The organism is Streptomyces luteolus, assembly GCF_029968015.1.
In the GTDB taxonomy this organism is placed as follows: domain Bacteria; phylum Actinomycetota; class Actinomycetes; order Streptomycetales; family Streptomycetaceae; genus Streptomyces; species Streptomyces luteolus.
In genome coordinates this window covers 250,211-268,094 of the sequence record NZ_JASCIS010000005.1, presented here as the reverse complement: position 1 = coordinate 268,094, position 17,884 = coordinate 250,211, and the positions used below count along the sequence as shown (strand labels likewise).

The 17,884-nt window shown below is 72.1% G+C and carries 20 protein-coding genes; 9 read left to right on the top strand and 11 right to left on the bottom strand.

What is annotated here, in order from left to right; genetic code table 11:
* The first annotated feature begins 130 nt into the window (after window positions 1-130).
* From QIT00_RS07295 to QIT00_RS07285, 3 genes are all read left to right on the top strand, one after another.
* Window positions 131-1,714, top strand: coding sequence for an ABC transporter substrate-binding protein (locus QIT00_RS07295; RefSeq protein ID WP_282534278.1), 1,584 nt, complete (start codon window positions 131-133; stop codon window positions 1,712-1,714).
* 128 nt (window positions 1,715-1,842) lie between these two features.
* Window positions 1,843-2,547, top strand: coding sequence for a uracil-DNA glycosylase (gene ung / locus QIT00_RS07290; protein WP_282534277.1), 705 nt, complete (start codon window positions 1,843-1,845; stop codon window positions 2,545-2,547).
* A gap of 83 nt (window positions 2,548-2,630) precedes the next feature.
* Window positions 2,631-3,146: a hypothetical protein gene (locus tag QIT00_RS07285; protein WP_282534276.1), complete on the top strand. Its 516-nt coding sequence runs from the start codon at window positions 2,631-2,633 to the stop codon at window positions 3,144-3,146.
* Between the two features lie 28 nt (window positions 3,147-3,174).
* On the opposite strand, the gene QIT00_RS07280 is transcribed toward QIT00_RS07285, so the two are convergent.
* The 3 genes from QIT00_RS07280 to QIT00_RS07270 all read right to left on the bottom strand — a co-directional run bounded on the left by QIT00_RS07280 (window position 3,175) and on the right by QIT00_RS07270 (window position 5,025).
* Window positions 3,175-3,681: a hypothetical protein gene (locus tag QIT00_RS07280; protein WP_282534275.1), complete on the bottom strand. Its 507-nt coding sequence runs from the start codon at window positions 3,679-3,681 to the stop codon at window positions 3,175-3,177.
* A gap of 114 nt (window positions 3,682-3,795) precedes the next feature.
* On the bottom strand, window positions 3,796-4,395 hold the full coding sequence (locus tag QIT00_RS07275) for a hypothetical protein (RefSeq protein WP_282534274.1): 600 nt from the start codon (window positions 4,393-4,395) through the stop codon (window positions 3,796-3,798).
* Window positions 4,396-4,404: 9 nt separating this feature from the next.
* Entirely contained in the window at window positions 4,405-5,025 is a 621-nt protein-coding gene (locus QIT00_RS07270) for a TetR/AcrR family transcriptional regulator (protein ID WP_282534273.1), read from the bottom strand.
* A 101-nt stretch (window positions 5,026-5,126) separates the two neighbouring features.
* Here QIT00_RS07270 and QIT00_RS07265 point away from each other — a divergent pair, with 101 nt between their 5' ends.
* A complete protein-coding gene (locus QIT00_RS07265; protein WP_282534272.1) occupies window positions 5,127-6,335 on the top strand; it encodes an FAD-dependent monooxygenase in 1,209 nt (402 codons plus the stop codon).
* A 156-nt stretch (window positions 6,336-6,491) separates the two neighbouring features.
* The gene (locus tag QIT00_RS07260) at window positions 6,492-7,421 is read left to right on the top strand and encodes a Gfo/Idh/MocA family protein (protein WP_282534271.1); all 930 of its coding nucleotides are present in this window, start codon (window positions 6,492-6,494) and stop codon (window positions 7,419-7,421) included.
* A 35-nt stretch (window positions 7,422-7,456) separates the two neighbouring features.
* Here QIT00_RS07260 and lnt read toward each other — a convergent pair whose 3' ends face one another.
* The 4 genes from lnt to QIT00_RS07240 form a co-directional block, all read right to left on the bottom strand.
* The gene (gene lnt, locus QIT00_RS07255) at window positions 7,457-9,112 is read right to left on the bottom strand and encodes an apolipoprotein N-acyltransferase (RefSeq protein ID WP_282534270.1); all 1,656 of its coding nucleotides are present in this window, start codon (window positions 9,110-9,112) and stop codon (window positions 7,457-7,459) included.
* 133 nt (window positions 9,113-9,245) lie between these two features.
* On the bottom strand, window positions 9,246-9,764 hold the full coding sequence (locus QIT00_RS07250; protein ID WP_282534269.1) for a nuclear transport factor 2 family protein: 519 nt from the start codon (window positions 9,762-9,764) through the stop codon (window positions 9,246-9,248).
* A 70-nt stretch (window positions 9,765-9,834) separates the two neighbouring features.
* Window positions 9,835-10,011 carry a hypothetical protein gene (locus QIT00_RS07245; RefSeq protein ID WP_282534268.1) on the bottom strand — a complete coding sequence of 59 codons (177 nt, stop codon included), beginning with the start codon at window positions 10,009-10,011 and terminating at the stop codon, window positions 9,835-9,837.
* A gap of 67 nt (window positions 10,012-10,078) precedes the next feature.
* Entirely contained in the window at window positions 10,079-10,366 is a 288-nt protein-coding gene (locus QIT00_RS07240; protein ID WP_282534267.1) for a hypothetical protein, read from the bottom strand.
* A gap of 166 nt (window positions 10,367-10,532) precedes the next feature.
* On the opposite strand from QIT00_RS07240, the gene QIT00_RS07235 reads away from it, so the two are divergent.
* Window positions 10,533-10,733 carry an antitoxin gene (locus QIT00_RS07235; protein ID WP_282534266.1) on the top strand — a complete coding sequence of 67 codons (201 nt, stop codon included), beginning with the start codon at window positions 10,533-10,535 and terminating at the stop codon, window positions 10,731-10,733.
* A 36-nt stretch (window positions 10,734-10,769) separates the two neighbouring features.
* Here the strand turns inward: QIT00_RS07235 and QIT00_RS07230 are convergent, their stop codons facing one another.
* Together QIT00_RS07230 and QIT00_RS07225 are read right to left on the bottom strand one after the other, a co-directional pair.
* Window positions 10,770-11,642 (bottom strand): undecaprenyl-diphosphate phosphatase, encoded by an 873-nt coding sequence (locus QIT00_RS07230; RefSeq protein ID WP_282534265.1) that lies wholly within the window; start codon window positions 11,640-11,642, stop codon window positions 10,770-10,772.
* Between the two features lie 204 nt (window positions 11,643-11,846).
* Window positions 11,847-12,575, bottom strand: a complete 729-nt coding sequence (locus tag QIT00_RS07225; protein ID WP_282534264.1) for a TVP38/TMEM64 family protein — start codon at window positions 12,573-12,575, stop codon at window positions 11,847-11,849.
* Window positions 12,576-12,774: 199 nt separating this feature from the next.
* On the opposite strand from QIT00_RS07225, the gene QIT00_RS07220 reads away from it, so the two are divergent.
* The 3 genes from QIT00_RS07220 (at window position 12,775) to QIT00_RS07210 (ending at window position 15,395) form a co-directional block, all read left to right on the top strand.
* Complete coding sequence (locus QIT00_RS07220) at window positions 12,775-13,440, top strand: DNA alkylation repair protein (RefSeq protein ID WP_282534305.1); 666 nt, start codon at window positions 12,775-12,777, stop codon at window positions 13,438-13,440.
* Between the two features lie 108 nt (window positions 13,441-13,548).
* A complete protein-coding gene (locus QIT00_RS07215; RefSeq protein WP_282534263.1) occupies window positions 13,549-14,391 on the top strand; it encodes a patatin-like phospholipase family protein in 843 nt (280 codons plus the stop codon).
* Between the two features lie 137 nt (window positions 14,392-14,528).
* Window positions 14,529-15,395, top strand: coding sequence for a spermidine synthase (locus QIT00_RS07210; protein WP_282534262.1), 867 nt, complete (start codon window positions 14,529-14,531; stop codon window positions 15,393-15,395).
* On the opposite strand, the gene QIT00_RS07205 is transcribed toward QIT00_RS07210, so the two are convergent.
* Window positions 15,357-16,664: an MFS transporter gene (locus QIT00_RS07205; protein ID WP_282534261.1), complete on the bottom strand. Its 1,308-nt coding sequence runs from the start codon at window positions 16,662-16,664 to the stop codon at window positions 15,357-15,359. The genes QIT00_RS07210 and QIT00_RS07205 overlap by 39 nt on opposite strands.
* Window positions 16,665-16,719: 55 nt before the next feature.
* On the bottom strand, window positions 16,720-17,853 hold the full coding sequence (locus QIT00_RS07200) for a hypothetical protein (protein ID WP_282534260.1): 1,134 nt from the start codon (window positions 17,851-17,853) through the stop codon (window positions 16,720-16,722).
* Window positions 17,854-17,884: the final 31 nt, after the last annotated feature.

Sequence of the window (17,884 nt, the reverse complement as noted above, 5' to 3'; positions counted from 1 at the left end):
GTAGCCCGCGTACCGGCTGAATGTGATGACTCAGTACATCAAGTGCCCTGTCCGGCCTGAACGTTGGCCCGGCAGGGCACTGCGGTAAGGTGCGCCAACCCCCTGGCGTGGTTGATCGAGGAGCGTGCGCGTGTTCAACCGGACCCGAAGTCTGCAGGCCGCTGCGACTCTTGCGTCCATATCCCTGCTCGCGGGATGCGGTGTCTTCACTTCCGAAAGTACCGACGAGGAAAAGCCCATCGTCGTCGGCACCACCAGTGCGCCCAGCACCCTCGACCCCGCCGCGGCCTGGGACGGATCCTGGGAGCTGTACCGGAACGTCTACCAGACGCTGGTCAGCTACCCGACCGGCGCCGCGACGCCCGAGCCGGACGCCGCCGAGGCCTGCGAGTTCACCGACGAGTCGAACACCGCGTACCACTGCAAGCTGCGCGAGGGCCTGAAGTTCTCCGACGGCGACCCGCTCGACGCCAAGGCCGTGAAGCACTCCATCGACCGGATCGGCAAGATCGGTGTCGAGGGCGGCCCCGCGGGTCTGCTCGGCAGCCTCGATCGCGTCACGACCGACGGCGACCGCGACGTCACCTTCCACCTCAAGAAGGCCGACGCGACCTTCCCGTTCGTCCTCGCTACCCCGGCCATGTCGATCGTGGACCCGCAGGAGTACCCGGCGAACTCGCTCCGCAAGAAGGGCAGCATCGTCGGTTCCGGCCCGTACCAACTCGATTCGTACGAGGCCGACAAGACCGCCGAACTCACCAGGAACCCGAACTACAAGGGCTTCGCCGAGCACAAGAACAACGCCGTCACCATCCGGTACTTCCAGGATTCCGGCGCCATGGTGAAGGCCCTCAAGAAGCACGACATCGACGTCACGTTCCGCGGTCTGACCTCGCAGGACATCGTCGACCTCCAGGGCACCGCCGCCGGTGAGAACAAGCTCCAGCTCGTCGAGGGCGCCGGCACCGAGACCCGCTTCCTGGTGTTCAACCCCAAGGACCGGTGGGCGAAGAACCCCGCCGTGCGCGAGGCCTTCGCCCAGGTCATCGACCGCGGCGCGATCGTGCACAACATCTACAAGGACACCGTCGAACCGCTCTACTCGATGGTTCCGACCGGCCTCGCGGGCCACACCACGGGCTTCTTCGACACGTACGGGAAGCCCAGCCCCTCCAAGGCGGAGAAGATCCTCACCGAAGCGGGCATCACGGAGCCGGTCCCGCTGACCCTCTGGTACACCACGGACCGCTACGGCTCGGTCACCAAGCCGGAGTTCGAGGAGATCAAGCGCCAGCTGAACGCGTCCGGTCTCTTCGATGTGACGGTCAAGGGCCGCCCCTGGAAGGAGTTCGAGAAGGGCTTCCGCAGCGGCGAGTACCCGGTCTTCGGCCGCGGCTGGTTCCCCGACTTCCCGGACCCGGAGAACTTCATCGCGCCGTTCGTCGGCGAGCGCAACAACCTGGGCATCCCGTACGCCAGCCCGCGCATCACCGACCAGCTGCTGCCCCAGTCGCGCCGTGAGACGGACCGCGGCGCCGTGGCCGAGGAGTTCGAGAAGGCGCAGGAGATCCTCGTCGAGGACGTCCGGCTGCTGCCGCTGTGGCAGGGCAAGCAGTACGTCGCCGCCTCCGAGGAGATCGCCGGCGGCGAGCGTGCCCTCGACCCCTCGACGATCATGACTATGTGGGAGCTGAGCCGGAAGACCAGCTGGTAGGCGCCGGTCCGAGTGATCGCACCGCACGACCCCGAAGGGCGGCCGGAACTCCGGCCGCCCTTCGGCGTTGTCAGTGGTCGCCGGTAGGTTCGAGGGTGAGAAGTGACCGCACACTGGAGGTTGTTCACGTGACGGACCCGACCACCGCAGCCCTGATCCCCGCGTCCTGGCGCGAGGTTCTCGGCGAGGAGCTGGAGAAGCCCTACTTCAAGGAGCTCACCGAGTTCGTCGAGGAGGAGCGCGCGAAGGGCCCCGTCTACCCGCCCCGCGAGCAGGTCTTCGCCGCCCTGGAGGCCACGCCGTACGACGCGGTGAAGGTGCTCGTCCTCGGCCAGGACCCGTACCACGGCGAGGGCCAGGGCCACGGCCTGTGCTTCTCGGTCCGCCCTGGCGTGAAGACCCCGCCCTCCCTGCGCAACATCTACAAGGAGATGCAGGCCGAGCTCGGCACCCCCGTCCCGGACAACGGCTATCTGATGCCCTGGGCCCGGCAGGGCGTGCTGCTCCTGAACGCCGTGCTCACGGTCCGCGCGGGCGAGGCCAACTCGCACAAGGGCAAGGGCTGGGAGAAGTTCACGGACGCCGTGATCCGCGCGGTCGCCTCCCGCCCCGACCCGGCGGTCTTCGTGCTGTGGGGGAACTACGCCCAGAAGAAGCTCCCGCTCATCGACACCGAGCGGCACATCGTCGTGAAGGGCGCCCACCCCTCGCCGCTCTCCGCGAAGAAGTTCTTCGGCTCCCAGCCCTTCACGCAGATCGACAAGGCGGTCGCCGCCCAGGGCCACACGCCCATCGACTGGCGCATCCCGGACCTGGCCGACTCCGTCTCCTGAGCGCCCGCGCCTGAGCCGGATTGTCAGTGGCGGCGGATAGCGTCGGTGGTGTTCGCAGATGGTCGTACGAGTCGGGAGAACGCATGGCGGAGCAGCAGGACCAGTCGTCCGAGGACGCCGTGATGGCACGGGCGGGGCAAGCAGTCATGCTGCATCGCGCGGGCGACCGCGAGGAGGCGCGCAATCGCCTCCTCGAGCTCTGGACGGAGATCGGGGAGCACGGCGACCCGCTGCACCGCGTCACGATCGCGCACTACATGGCGGACACCCAGGACGACCCGGCCGATGAACTCGCCTGGGACCTGCGGGCGCTCACGGCCGCGGACGTCCTGACGGACGAGCGCGTCGGGCAGCACCACAGATCGCTCGAAGTGCGCGCGTTCTACCCGTCGTTGCACCTCAACCTCGCGGCGGATTACGTGAAGCTCCACCGCGAGGACGAGGCCCGCGCCCACATCCGCCGCGCCCGCGGAGCCATCGGCACCCTCGGTGACGACGCCTACGGCAACGGCATCCGCGCCGCGATCGAACGCCTGGAGCTGCGGCTCGGGGAGGGCGGGGACGGCGGGCCGGTGGGTCCGCCGCGCCGGGAGGAGTAGGCGACCTCACCGGCCCGGCCCAGGCGGCTCAACTCCCGTACTTCTCCCGGCAGATGCGCGCCTGCGGACTGTCCGGTTCCCACCGCCCGTAGCGCTCGCCTAGCCCGCAGAGGTCGGCCTCGGGCAGCATCGACTCGGGGGGTACGGGGGCGCCGCGGAGGGGGGAGCCGTCGGCGGGGCCGGAGGCGTTGGTTCCGCCGGTGTGCTGCTGTCGGGGCTGGTCGGGCTGGTCGGGCTGGGTGGCCTGGGTGGCCCCGGCTCCTGGGGCGCGGTCGCGCTTCGGCTGCTCGGGCCGGCGCAGGGCGTCCTTGGACCTGGGGGCGTCCGGCTTCATCATCCGTAGCGCCTCATGGGCCGGTGCGGTAACCAGGCGAGGCTCGGCGTCGCCACGGGCCTGCGGGGCGGGCTCGGGCTCGGACTCGGATGCGTCGGACCGGGAGTGCGGCGCGTCCGCCCCGCCCACGGAGACACAGCCGCTGACGGCCGAGGCGGTCATGGCGATGAGCAGGGCCGCTGCGGTCCTCGTTCGGTGCATCTGCGCAACTCTGGTGTGCGGACGGCCTCTTGAGCGAGAGATCGAGAGGAGATTGCCCCGCACGTGTGAACGCGGCCGCCGGTGTCTGGCGGGGTGGGGGGGCGCGGTGACGGCTCAGAGGGTCGCCGCGAGAACCGTCAGCTCGACCGAGAGCACCAGCACGCCGCCGAGGAGGATGGCGCCGACAGGCCGGATCGGCCGTTCCGCGGCCTCGCGCCGCAGGGTCGTGTGGGCGGCGAGCGCGGCCGGAGTCGAGGTCGCCCAGAGAGCGGCCGCGAATACCAGCCCCTCCCCGATGACCTGACGCGAGTCCGGGCCTCCGGCGATCAGAGGCCGCGCCAGCGTGGGCAGAACAGCCGTGGGGAGCAGCCCGAGCGTGGTGCCCGCGACCACCCATCGCCAGGGCCGCCTGCCGCCGAGCTCGCCGTGCCCGGTGCGCCGTGCCAGCCAGTGGCCGAGGGCGAGAGTGGGCAGGACGTAGGCGGCCGTCAGCAGGGCGCTCAGCGTGCCGATCGTCACCAGTCCCGCCGCGCCGGTCACCGCCACAGCCATGAACGTGGCCGGGCCCTGGGGGAACGCGGCGAGCAGTGCCGTGGCGGCGACAGTCAGGAGCACACCCAGTACGGCCATCGACACGGACGACGGTGCCGCGCCCGCCGGGCCGTTCCACCTGCGTCCCGGACGTTTCCCCGCGAGCCGTGGCACCGAAGTCACCGAAGCCCCCTACGCGCGCTCACCACACCCCAGCATCCCGCCCAGCAACTCCCGGAAGCCCGACCGTAGTTCGTCGCGGGACGGGACCTCCGCGTGGTACGAGCCGGCCGCGCAGGAGAACATCAGGCCCTCGCTCCAGGCCACGAGGGACAGGGTGTGGCGGCGTGGGGCGGGGGAACCGGCCGCTGTCAGCAGGGACTCGACCATGGCGCGGAACTGCGCGCCCTGCTGGTCGTAGAACGCGCGCAGTTCCGGGCGGCGGGTCGCTTCGAGGGCCAACTCGTAGCGGGAGACGGTGAGTTGGCGGTGCTCGGTGAGGGCGCGGTGCAGGGCGAGGGCGAGGGTGTCGGCCAGCGCCTCGGTGCCGCCCTCGGGGTCGGGCATCTGCGTCGGCATCAGCGTCCGCGCCTCGCGTTCCGCCTGCCGTCGCACGGTGGCCTCCAGGAGGGCGAGCCGGGTGCGCGCGTGATTGGAGGTGGAGCCCTGCGGCAGCCCCGCCGCCTCGTCGACCGCGCGGTGGGTGAGGCCTCGCATGCCGCGCTCGGCGAGCAGGGTGATCGCGGTGTCGGCGATCAGCTCGGCCCGGGAGGAGGAAGGGCCGCGAGGGGAAGCGGAGGGGCGTTCAGGCATGGGGCCACCCTATCCCGTACGACTACACCTGTAGTAACGTCGTCCGCGTACCCCACTACAGCTGTAGTTCCGGGAAGAGAACGGGAAGAGGAGGAGTCGTCATGGCCCGTGCCATCGTGATCGGAGGCGGCGTAGGCGGTCTCACCGCGGCCGCCGTGCTGCATCAGCAGGGCTGGGCGGTGACCGTTCTGGAGCGCTCGCCCGCCCTTGAGCCCGTGGGCGCCGGGATCTCCCTCGCGCCCAACGCCCAGCGCGCCCTCGACGTCGTCGGACTCGGCGACGAGATCCGGGCGCTCGCCGCCTGGCAGCGCGACGGCGGACTGCGGACGCCCAGCGGCCGCTGGCTCTCCCGTACCAGCAGCGAGGCCATCGCCGAGCGGTTCGGCGGCTCGCTCGTGCTGCTGCACCGCGCCACCCTGGTCGACGTGCTCCGCTCCCGGCTGCCGGACGGCACCGTCCGCACCGGCCTGGCCGCGCGCCTCGCCGACCCGGGCGGACCCGGCCGACCCGCCACGGTGACGTGCGACGCGGGGGACCTGGAGGCCGAGCTGGTCGTCGGCGCCGACGGCATCAACTCGGTCGTGCGCAAGGCGCTGTTCCCCGGGCACCCCGGTCCGACGTACGCGGGGTTCACCACCTGGCGGGTCGTCGTGCCCGCACCCGAGCGGCACTTCGGCTCGCACGAGACCTGGGGGCGGGGCGAGTTGTGGGGTTCGCACCTGATGAAGGACGGTACGGCGTACGCGTACGCGGCGGCCGGAGTGCCCGCCGGGTGGAAGGCGCCCGGCGGCGAACGGGCGGAGCTGATACGGAGGTTCGGGCACTGGCACGAGCCGATCCCGGAGATCCTCGACAGCGTGACGCCCGAGCAGATCCTGCGGCACGACGTGTACTACACGCGCCACGCGCTCCCCGCCTACCACAAGGGCCGGGTCGCGCTGCTCGGCGACGCCGCGCACGCCATGACGCCGAGCCTCGGACAGGGCGGCAACCAGGCCATCGAGGACGCGGTGGTCCTCGCCCACCACGTCGACCCGGACCGGGATCCGGGCCCGGCCCTCGCCGCGTACTCGGCGGAGCGGCTGCCGCGCACGATGGGCATCGTCGCCAAGGCGTACCGCATGGGCCGTATCAACACCACACCCTGCGGCCGCACGGCGACGCTGCTGCGGAACGCGCTGATCGCGGGCGTGAACAAGGCCGGACCGAACCTCGTCCTGCGCACCCTCGACGGCATCATGGACTGGCACCCGCCGCAGGACCCGCGGGCCGGTGCTGAGCGCACGGAGGCGTCCCGGCCCCGGAGTTGACCGGCCGCGCCCCGCGCCCCGCGCCGCGCCGCGCCCCGCGCCGCGCCCCGCGCCGTGGCCTCCGCCCTGCCCTCCGCCCCGAGCGGCACGTATGCTTCCGGGCATTCCGCACCGCGAGCGGCGCTCGCACCACCGCGAACCTCAGGGAGTACGTACGTGAAGGTCGGCTGCATCGGGCTCGGCGACATCGCGCAGAAGGCCTATCTGCCGGTCCTCGGCGCCCTCCCCGGGGCGGAGCTGCATCTGCAGACCCGCACGCCCGCCACGCTCGAACGCGTCGCCGCCGCGCACCGCGTGCCGGTCGAGCAGTGCCACGCCGACCTCGACGGGCTCCTCGCCCAGGGCCTCGACGCGGCCTTCGTGCACGCGCCGACGGTGGCGCACCCCGACATCGTCACGCGGCTGCTCGACGCGGGCGTGCCGACGTATGTCGACAAGCCGCTCGCGTACGAACTCGCCGAGTCCGAGCGGCTCGTGGCGCTCGCCGAGGAGCGGAACGTCAGCCTCGCCGTGGGCTTCAACCGCCGCCTCGCGCCCGGGTACGCGCAGTGCGCCGAGCATCCGCGCGAGCTGATCGTGATGCAGAAGAACCGGGTCGGACTGCCCGAGGATCCGCGCACGCTGGTGCTCGACGACTTCATCCACGTCGTCGACACCCTGCGGTTCCTCGCGCCGGGACCGGTCGACGACATCTCCGTGCGCGCCCGCGTACGGGACGGTCTGATGCACCACGTGGTGCTGCAGCTCGCCGGTGACGGGTTCACGGCGCTCGGCATCATGAACCGGCTCAGCGGGTCCACCGAGGAGATCCTCGAGGTCTCGGGCCAGGACACCAAGCGCGAGGTGCGCAACCTCGCCGAGGTCATCGACCACAAGGGCCAGCCGACGATCCGCCGACGCGGCGACTGGGTCCCGGTCGCCCGCCAGCGCGGCATCGAGCAGTCGGTGCACGCCTTCCTCGACGAGGTCCGCGCGGGCCGGGTGGTCAGCGCCCGGGACGCGCTGGCGACGCACGAGCTCTGCGAAAGGGTGGTACGGGACTCCCTGGCGGGAACCGCGGGAGCCGCGGGGGCGCCCGGCGCCTGAGGGAGGGCCGGGCAGGCGGGACTTTACGGACAGGCCTAGCGGCGCCTGAGGGCGCGGGCTGCCTCCCAGCCGCACAGCAGGGCCAGCGCGAGGACCGCTCCGTACACCGCCCAGTCGCCGAAGCGGACGTACAGCGTCGTGCCGGTGGCCAGCGGGACGTCGTACGTCCGGGCCGTGCTCTCCTCCGTACCCAGGGCGGTGCCCACGCGTGCGCCGTCCGGGCCGTGGACCGCGGAGACGCCGGTGAGCGTGGCGTGCACCATCGGGCGGCCGTTCTCGGCGGCGCGTACGGCGGCGAGCGAGGCGTGCTGGGCGGGCGCCCAACTGTCCTGGAACGTGGACGTCGCCGACTGGGCCAGCAGCAACTGCGCACCCGAGCGCGTCAGATGGCGGCTCATGTCGGGGAACGCCGACTCGAAGCACACCAGCGGCCCGACCTTCCCCCAGGCCCGGGCGCCCGAGGCGTCCGCGTTGCCGGTCACCGGCAGGATCGCGGGGGCCTCGCCGCGTCTGCGGTCCTCGCCCGCGGCCTCGCCGACCGAGGTGGCCCAGCCGAGCAGAGCACGCGCCGGTACGTACTCGCCGAACGGCACCAGCCGCATCTTGTCGTAGCGCTCGCCAGTCGGGCCCTCGGGCCCCACGAGGATCGCGGACTTGAAGATTCCGGGCTTGTCGGAGCGGCGCGCGTCGACGTTCACCAGGATCTGCGCGCCGACCTCACGGGACAGCTGCCCCAGGCGTGCCGCGAGGTCGGGCCGCTCGTCCAGGTCGTACCCGACGCTGCTCTCGCCCCACACGACCAGGTCGACGCCGCGCCCCGCCACCGTGCGGGTCAGCGCCTCCTCGCGCGCGAAGCGCTTCGCGACGCTGCCCACGCCGTCGATCACGCCGGGCTGCACGACGGCGACCCGCGCCGAACCCGCCGCCTGGGGGCGGGGTGCCCACGCCCAGGCCGCGGAGGCGACGACGGCCACGGCCACCGCTCCGGCCACCGCCGCGACCCGCGCCCGTTCCACCGCGATCAGCACGGCGAACGCGGTGTTCACGGCGACGACAAGCAGGCTCACCAGCCACACCCCGCCCACCGAGGCGACCCGGAGCGCGGGCTCGACCTGCCACTGGCTCGACCCGAGCAGCCCCCACGGACCGCCCAACCCCTCCCAGGACCGCACCAGTTCGACCATCAACCACGCACTGGGCACAAGCACCAGAGCCGCCGCGACCCGCCGCGGCGCGGGCGAACCGCCGAGCAGACGCCGTACGAGCAGCCCCCAGGGGGCCCACAGCGCGCCGAGCAGCACGGCGATCACGAACGTGAAGACATGCAGACTCGGCAGCAGCCAGTGGTGCACCGCCAGCATGAACCCGGCCCCGCCGAGCCAGCCGTCGTACACCGCTCTGCGCGCCGTCGGCGCCGAGCGGACGAGCAGCAGCCAGGGCACGAGCGTGACGTACGCGAACCACCACCAGGACGGTTCCGGAAAGGCGAGCGCGGGCAGCGCGCCCGCGAGGACGGCGAGGGCGCCACGCCCCCAGCGGGAGTCGAGCAGCCGCCCGCCGGGCCCGCTCCGGCCCGGGCCGCGCGTCCGGGCATCGCCTCCGGGGTGCCGGGGCCGCGACAGGCCCTTCGGGCCACCGTCCCGGAAGCCGACCCTGCGCAGTACGCCGGTCGACCGGCCGGTCAGCTCCATGCCGTGCCTCCCTCGGCACCGGACGTCCGGTGCGTACGGTCCCGTGCGTACGTACGTCCAGTGTGCGCCCGCTTCGCGATCTTCGACAGGGGGCGTGGCGCGTGGCGTACCGGCTCGGTCGCGGAGGGCGAGGTCAGGAGCCGTCGGGGTGCCTGCGCGGGGCGGGAGGCCGCTCCCGACCCTCCTCCGGGTCCGGCCCCTCGATCGCCGTACGGCGCCACTTCTCGCGTACGACGACCTTGGTGACGCGCCAGCCGACGCGGGTGCGCAGGACGGAGAACGTGTACCGCCCGCCGCACTCGAAGTCCGGGGCGCCGCCGTCGGGCCGGGTGCGCATCGGGTTGGTGTAGTCGGCCCGCACCTGGGCGGTGTCGCCCACGTCCCCTTCGAGCGGGCCGAAGCGGAGTCTGCGGTTGACGATCAGATGCTGGCGCATCGGGAAGAGCTGGAGGGTGCCGGCCAGCCATTCGGCGACCTCGTCGGCGGCGCCTTCGATGCCGCCCGCGGAGCTGTAGTCGGCCCGGCCGTCGGGGGTGAAGAGGCCGCGGTACGCGAGCCAGTCGCCGTCGTCGACGGCCGCGGCGTAGTCGGTGATGAGGGTGTCGATGGCCAGCCGGTCCATCACGGCTGCGAGGTCCACGCGCTGCGTCATCGATTCAGTGTTGTCGCCCGGAGCCGCCAGGCCAAGGGGCGTGCGCGGACCGGCGCTGGTCGCCTGCCGGTCAGGCCACCTTCACTACCTCTTCACGAATGGCCGCTGACCAGGCGACCACGAGGACCTGGTACTCAGCACGCTGTTCATCGCTCAACCGCCCGCCGGAGCAGAGCATCAGGCCGCGTATCCGCTCGTTCAACTGGTCGGCGGACCACGGGGCACCATCGGGCGAAGTGGCGATCATGTGAAAGAGTCTAGGGCCTGGGTATGACAACGACCGTGCCCTGAGCGCGACTTCTGTGCCTATCCGGTCACACCCACGGCAATATGCGTGGAAGTCGCCGGTGTTCACCCTTGCCCTTCTTCGGTCCAGGGGTCGGGGTCGGCGAGAACTTCCGCGAGGGGACGGCCGGTCCGGTCGGCGACCTCTTGGCGTTCGCGTACCAGCCGTCCAGGTCCCGACGCGGCGGTACGGCCAGCTGCTCACCGGCGTCGATCATCGGCACCCGGCAGGTGGGGCAGGGAACCGGCACCGGAGACGCCTTCTTGAACGCGTGCCGGCAGCCGAGGCAGATGAGATGGCTCCGCATGATTCTCATGGCCGCACGCTACGGACAGGTGCGGGCACCGGGCAGCTGGATTTCGCACCGCCTGACCAGCGCCCCTGAGCTGCGGCGGAGCCGGTGTATCGCGTCAGCGGATGCACCCCGAGCACAGGTCCGCGATGCTGGAGGGACCCGAGAAAGCCAAGCAGGAAGGGCTGCCATGTCTGTGATGGACAAGCTCAAGCAGATGCTCAAGGGCCACGAGGACCAGGCCGGCAAGGGCGTCGACAAGGCCGGTGACTACGTCGACGAGAAGACCCAGGGCAAGTACAGCAGCCAGGTCGACACCGCCCAGGAAAAGCTCAGGGGACAGATGGGCTCGGACCAGGACAGGGGGCAGGAAGGCCCGCCGCAGAGCTGAAGTCCCGCTCCTGAGCGGTGCCGACGATCAGGGGTGTCAGCCCGCGGACTCTCCCGCGTGCGGGCTCAGCACACCCATGCCCACGAGGATGAACAGGGCGATGCCGAGGACGACGCGGTAGTAGACGAAGGGCATGAAGGACTTCGTGGTGATGAACTTCATGAACCAGGCGATCACCGCGTAGCCCACGATGAAGGCGATGATCGTCGCGAAGATCGTCGGCCCCCAGGAGACATGGCCCTCACCCGCGTCCTTCAGCTCGTACGCCCCCGAGGCGAGCACCGCCGGGATGGCGAGCAGGAAGGAGTACCGGGCCGCCGCCTCACGGGTGTAGCCCATGAACAGGCCGCCGCTGATGGTCGCGCCGGAGCGGGAGACGCCGGGGATCAGGGCCATGGCCTGGCAGACGCCGAAGATCAGGCCGTCGCGTACGCCGAGTTCCCTGAGGGTCTTGCGCTCGCGGGTGGCGCGGTGGCGGCCGCCCGCTTCGTCGCGCGCGGCGACGCGGTCGGCGATGCCGATGACGATGCCGACGACGATCAGCATGGTCGCGATCAGCCGCAGATCGCGGAACGGGCCCTCGATCTGTTCCTTGAGGGTGAGGCCGAGGACGCCGATCGGGATCGAGCCGACGATCACCAGCCAGCCCATCTGGGCGTCGTGGTCGCCGCGCATCTCCTTGTCGGTGAGCGAGCGGAACCAGGCCGAGACGATCCTGACGATGTCCTTGCGGAAGTAGATGAGGACCGCGGTCTCCGTGCCGATCTGCGTGATGGCCGTGAACGCGGCGCCCGGGTCGTGCCAGCCCGCGAAGGCCGCCGTGAGCCGCAGATGGGCGCTGGATGAGATGGGGAGGAACTCGGTGAGCCCCTGCACGAGTCCGAGGATGAAGGATTCGAACCAAGACATGTGGGTGCTAGGCCATTCGCGTACTGATCATGGACTGACCAGCGAACTGGCAGGTCAGGACCCCTGAGTGGATGGACGGTCGAGGTGTCGGCTTAGGCATCTGGCTCTGTGATCGTCGCCGTTGTTCAGGGGAAGCGTAGCGGCAGCCGTTCGGGGGCTCGCCCAGGGGTTGTGACGGTCAAGCGCCGGGGGCGCGGTCGGCCGTCACCCCGCGGCGCTGTCGCCGCGCAGCTTGTGGCGCTTGCACCAGGCGACGATCGCCGCGGCGAGACCGGACAGGGCGATGAAGCCCATCGCGACGAGGAAGGCGGGGGAGGTCGGCGTACTCGCGCGGCTGCCCGCCACCACGTACGCCGCCGTGTTCGGGATCGAGCCGAGGCCGGTGGCGAGGAGGAACGGGAACCAGCCCATCCGGGAGATCGCCGCGCAGTAGTTGGAGGCCCAGAACGGCACCCCGGGAAAGAGCCGCGCCGCCAGTATCGAGCGGAAGCCGTGCCTGCTGAGCTGGCCGTCCACCGCGTGCGCGACGCGGCCGCGCAACAGCGGTCGCAGGGCGTCCTGGCCGAGCACCCGGCCGAGGCCGAAGGCGATACCCGCGCCGATGACCGTGCCCGCGATCGCCCCGGCAAGCCCCGCCTGCGTACCGAACAGGGCACCCGCCGCCAGGTTGAGCAGCGGCCGGGGCACGAACGCGGCGGTGCACAGTCCGTACGCGACCGCGAAGACGACCACCGCCGTCGCGCCGTTCAGCCGCACCGGCCAGCCGTCCGCGATGAGCCGCTGCGGTTCAAGAACGAGAACGCTCGTGCCGGCCGCCGCGAGCAACACGACGAGCAGGGCGAACCGGGACCACGGGGCGAGCAGCGCGCGGCCGAGGCGCACGGCGAAGGCCTCGGGGGCGGCGGCCGCGGGCCGCGGCACGGGATCGAACATCCGGGGAGACTAACCGACACATATGTGTGATCGCCGTATCGTGCGTCTCATGTGCGCCACAGTGCCGTCCGGCTCCGCCGAGTTCGCCGAGTTTGCCGAGTTCGCCGAGTTTGCCGAGTTCGCCGAGTTCGCCGAGTTCGCCGAGTCCGCCACGTCCCCCGGGGCGCCCGCGGTTCCCGCCAGTGAGCTCGCCGACGAGATGCTCGCGCGACTGGTCGTCACCTACCCCGGGGGCGCCGACGCGGAGCGTGCCGTGGAGATGGCCGCGTACATGAAGGGCGTCGCGCCGTTCCTCGGGATCATGTCGACCGAGCGGCGCGCCCTGTCCCGCGCTGTGCTCGCCGGGCTGCCACGGCCGGACGAGGCGGACTGCGCGGCGGTCGCGCTGCGCTGCTGGCGGCTGCCGGAACGGGAGTACCACTACTTCGCCGTGGACTACCTGCGGCGGTACGTGAGCGCCTGCTCGTCCGCGTTCCTGCCCGTCGCCCGGCATCTCGTGACGACCCTCCCGTGGTGGGACACCGTGGACCTCCTCGCCGCGCATGTGGTGGGCGGGCTCGTCGCGGCCGACCCGGGGCTCGGGCGGGACATGGACTGCTGGATCGAGGACGACGACCGGTGGGTGGCCCGTACGGCACTCCTGCACCAGCTGCGCTTCAAGGACGCCACCGACACCGGACGCCTCTTCGGCTACTGCCTGCGCCAGTCCGGCCACCCCGACCTCTTCATCCGCAAGGCGGTCGGCTGGTGCCTGCGGGAGTACGCGAAGACGGACCCGGACGCCGTCCGTGCCTTCGTCGCCGACCACGCCGACCGGCTCGCGCCGCTGTCGGTGCGGGAGGCGCTCAAGAACGTCGGAGCCTGATCCCGGTGCGACCTGGCGCGGCGCCGTGCGCCACACTGCTGCCCCTGCGAGCCGTGCACCGGCACGGCGGTCACGGCGGTACGGCGGTACGGCGGAGGGGCGGCGGTCATGGCGCGGACGGCACTGGTGCTCGGAGCGGGTGGACTCACCGGCGTCGGCTGGGAGATCGGCGTGCTCCACGGCCTCGCCGAGGCGGGCGTGGACCTCAGCGACGCCGACCTGGTCGTCGGCTCCTCCGCAGGGTCCGTCGTCGGCGCCCAGCTCACCTCCGGCAAGCTGACGCTGCCCGAGCTGTACGAGCGCCAACTCGCCGATCCCGCAGGGGAGATCCCCGGCCAGCTGGGCGCGGGGCTCGTCCTCAAGTACGCCCGCGCCGTACTCGGTTCACGCACCCCGGAGGCGTACGGCAGGAAGCTCGGCGCGCTCGCCGTGGCCGCCGATACGGGGGACGAGGCGTCGCGGCGCGAGGTGATCGCGCGGCGCCTCGTCTCCCACAGCTGGCCCGAGCGGCGTCTGCTCGTCACCGCGGTCGACGCGGCCACCGGGGAGTTGCGCGCCTTCGACGCGTCCAGCGGGGTGCCGGTCGTGGACGCCGTCGCGGCGAGCTGTGCGGTGCCCGGGGTGTGGCCTGCCGTCACGATCGAGGGGCGCAAGTGGATCGACGGCGGGATCCACTCCTGCGCCAACGTGCAGTTGGCCGCCGGGTACGCGCGGGTGGTGATCCTCGCCCCGCAGCCGGCCGGAGGCGGGCCGTTGCCCTCGCCGCGGCGTCAGGCGGACCGTTTGGCAGCGGGGGGTGCGCAGGTGTCGGTGATCACGCCGAACGCGGAGGCGCGCCGTGCGTTCGGGCGCCGGACCCTGGACCCGGCCCGCAGGGCGCCTGCGGCGCGGGCGGGGTTGGCGCAGGCGGGTTCTTGTGTGGGGGAGGTGGAGCGGGTGTGGCTGAGTTGATCCCCTCCCTGCCCCTTCCCGAAATCCTGCGGAGCTTCGGGGGCTCCGCCCCGGACCCCCGCTCCTCAATCGCCGGAGGGGCTCAATTTTGAGCGGGGAGGGGAAATGGCCTCCTCGGCCCCCGGCACAATGACCCCGTGGACGCATCGACACCCCCGGCGGACGAGCCGATCCCCGTCACCCGCCCCGTGGACCACGGCACCGCCAAGCTGCTGCCGGACGTCGACCGCCCTCGGGCCTGGCTGCTGACCGTCGACGGTGCGCCGCAGTCGTACGTGGATCTGGACGAGCCCACGTACCTGGAGTTCGAGTACGCCCGCAGGCTCGCGCACGTACTCGATCTCGCCGCGGACGAGGGGCGGCCCCTCGATGTCGTGCACCTCGGCGGGGGTGCCCTCACGCTGCCACGCTACCTCGCCGCGACCCGGCCCGGTTCGGCGCAGGACGTCGTCGAGGCCGACCGGGGTCTGGCCCGGCTGATCGACGAAGTGCTGCCGGTGCCCGCGGGCTCCGGGATCCGTACGCATCGCGCCGACGCCCGCGCCTGGCTGGAGGCGGCGCCGGACGACAGCGCGGACATCGTCGTCGGGGACGTCTTCGGCGGCTCGCGGGTGCCCGCGCACCTGACCACCCTCGACTACGCGCGCCAGGCCGAGCGCGTGCTTCGGCCCGGCGGGATCTACCTCGCCAACCTCCCCGACAGCGCCCCGTTCACCTTCCTGCGCTCCCAACTCGCCACGTTCCGGGCGGTGTTCGAGGAGCTGCTGCTCATCGCCGAACCCGCCGTGCTGCGCGGTCGGCGCTTCGGCAACGCGGTTCTCGTCGCCGCGCACCGCGAACCGGACACCGCCGCCCTCGCGCGGCGTACCGCCGGTGACGTGTTCCCGGCGCGTGTCACCAGCGGCGCGGCGCTGCGGCGGTTCGTCGGGGACGCGCGCCCCGTGGCCGAGCAGGACGCCGTGGCCTCACCCGAGCCGCCCGGCGGCACCTTCAGCGTCGGCTGAGACCTCCGTCCCGGCCGGACCGGAGCCCGCCACCCTCTCCTCGGTGCGCCGCGTGAGGCGGCGTACGTCCGGGACGCACAGGACCGCCGCCGTCATCAGCACGACGAGCAGCGCGCAGCCCCACAGCGCGGTGCCCCGGCCGAAGGCCGTCTCGGCCGGGCCCGCGAGCGCGGTGGCCAGGGGGACGAGGGAGACGGAGCCGAACCAGTCGTACGCGGAGACCCGGGAGAACTTGTCCTCGGGGATCTCCTGGTGCAGGGCCGTCATCCACGAGACGCCGAACACCTCGATGGCGACGCCGCTGACGAACATCGCGGCGGCGAGCAGCGGGAGTTGGACCGGCACCGCCAGCGCCGCCGAAGGCAGCGCGAGCGGGAACACGCACAGCGAACCGGCGAGCAGCAGCCGCCGCGGCTTCCACCGCATCATCAGGAACGCGCCCGCGATGGTGCCCACGCCGAACGCGCTCAGGGCGAGGCCCCAGGGCGCCGCACCCCCGAGCGAGTCCCGGGCGACCAGCGGGCCGTAGACCGCCTCGGCAGCGCCGATCACCGCCACCACCACGGAGAACTGGACGACGATCGTCCACAGCCAGGGGCGGCCGATCACCTCCCGCCAGCCGTCCCGCAGATCGGCGAGCATCCCGCCGCCGGGCGCGCGCTCGGGCACGTCGGTCACCCGCAGGAACGCGCGCAGCGCACCGGCGAGCGCGAACGCGACCGCGTCCACGGCGAGCACCCAACCGGGCCCGATCGCCGCGATCAGGGCGCCGCCGAGCGCCGCTCCGCCGATCGCGGCGCCGTGCATGGCCATCCGGAAGAGGGCGAACGCGCGGCTCGCCTGGTCCCCGGTGACGCTGGAGAGCAGCATGCCCTCGGCGGCCGGGCTGAAGAACGCCTGGCCCGTACCGCCGAGCGCGGTGAGCAGCATCATCTGCCACAGCTGCGGTTCCCCGGCGAGGACCAGGACCGCGAACGCCGCCTGGGAAAGGCAGTTGAGGGTGTTGGCGGCGACCATCACACGGTGCCGCGGCAGCCGGTCGGCGACGGCGCCGCCGATGAGCAGGAAGACGACGAGCGGGATCGTACGGGCCATGGCGACGAGCCCCACGTCACCGCCGTCGCCTCCGGCGTCGAGGACCGCGAAGGCCGCGGCGATCAGGGCGCCGTGGCTGCCCAGGTTGGTGACGACCGCGGCCGCGGTCAGCAGGGTGTAGTTGCGGCCGGCCCAGACGGGGCGGCGTAGTCGGGGCGTCACGGCGTTGTCCACCGCTGAACTATCGCCGCACCGCCCCTGGCCCGCCAAACCGCTTCAGCGGAAGAGGTCAGCTCCGCGGCATGCCCGCGAGCCGCACCGAGCTGAGGATCTTCTTGATCGTGGCCTCGCTGAGCTCGTCCTTCACGTCCTTCGGGCCGAAGAGCGACCACACCACGAAGTCGTTGGCCTTGTTCTTGAAGGCGAACGACAGGGCCTTGCCCTCGGTGGCACACGGGTTCTTGGACTTCGGCACGCCCTGCGACTCGGCGTACGCGATGCTGCCCTCGAGGCCGGTGAGCTTCGACTTGTACTTGGACGGCTTGGACAGGCCGATGTTCTTCTGGCTGGGCTGCGTGTACGGGCCGTAGACCCACCAGCCGACGGTGTTCTGCGCGGCCTCGCCGGTGTTCTTCGCGCCGTTGGCGCCCTTGGTGCCCGCGGCGGCCAGCTTCCAGCTGTCCTTCTCGCCGTCGTTGTCGTCGTCGTACTGGCACCAGTCGGGCTTGTACTCCGTGATGCCCGTCATCGTGGTGACCGGCTTATCGGTCTTCTGGTCGATGTAACTCAGCTGGCTGTCCGGCTCCTTGACGACCCAGCCGGGGGGTACGTCGAAGGCCGTGCCGCGCTTGGGGTTGACCACGACCTGCCAGCCGTCGATGACCGGCTCGACCGACGGACCGTTGCCGCGGCCCTCCTCCGTGGGCGAGGGCTCCTCGCTGGGCGTGGCCGGGGCGGAGGACGTGGGCTTCTTCTCGCTGCCCTTGGACTCGTCCTTGGTGTTCTCGTCCTTGCCGCCGAGGACCAGGAAGCCCGTCACGCCGGCGGCGATCACGACCGCGGTCGCCGCGACGATCGCCGTGACGGTCGTCTTGTTCCGGCCGCCGCCAGGGGGTTGGGGCGCACCGAGCGGAGTGGTCGGCACGTTCCAGTGCGGTCCGCCCTGCTGCTGGTAGTCGCCCTGCTGCTGGTACGCGCCGGGCGGCGGTGTGCCGGGCTGCATGGGCGCACCGGGCGGCGGGGGCGGAGTGCCCGGCTGCATCGGCGCCCCCGCGGGAGGCGTGGCCTGCTGCGGATAGCCCGGCTGCGCGTACGGGTTGGGCTGCTGTTGTCCCGACTGCGGGTACCCCGGCTGCTGGTACTGCTGCTGATCAGGGTCCTGCGGGTTCTGCTCGCCCCCGGGCGGCTGCTGTCCTGGCCACATGGCCCGTAACGATAGAGGTGCCGCGGGCCCG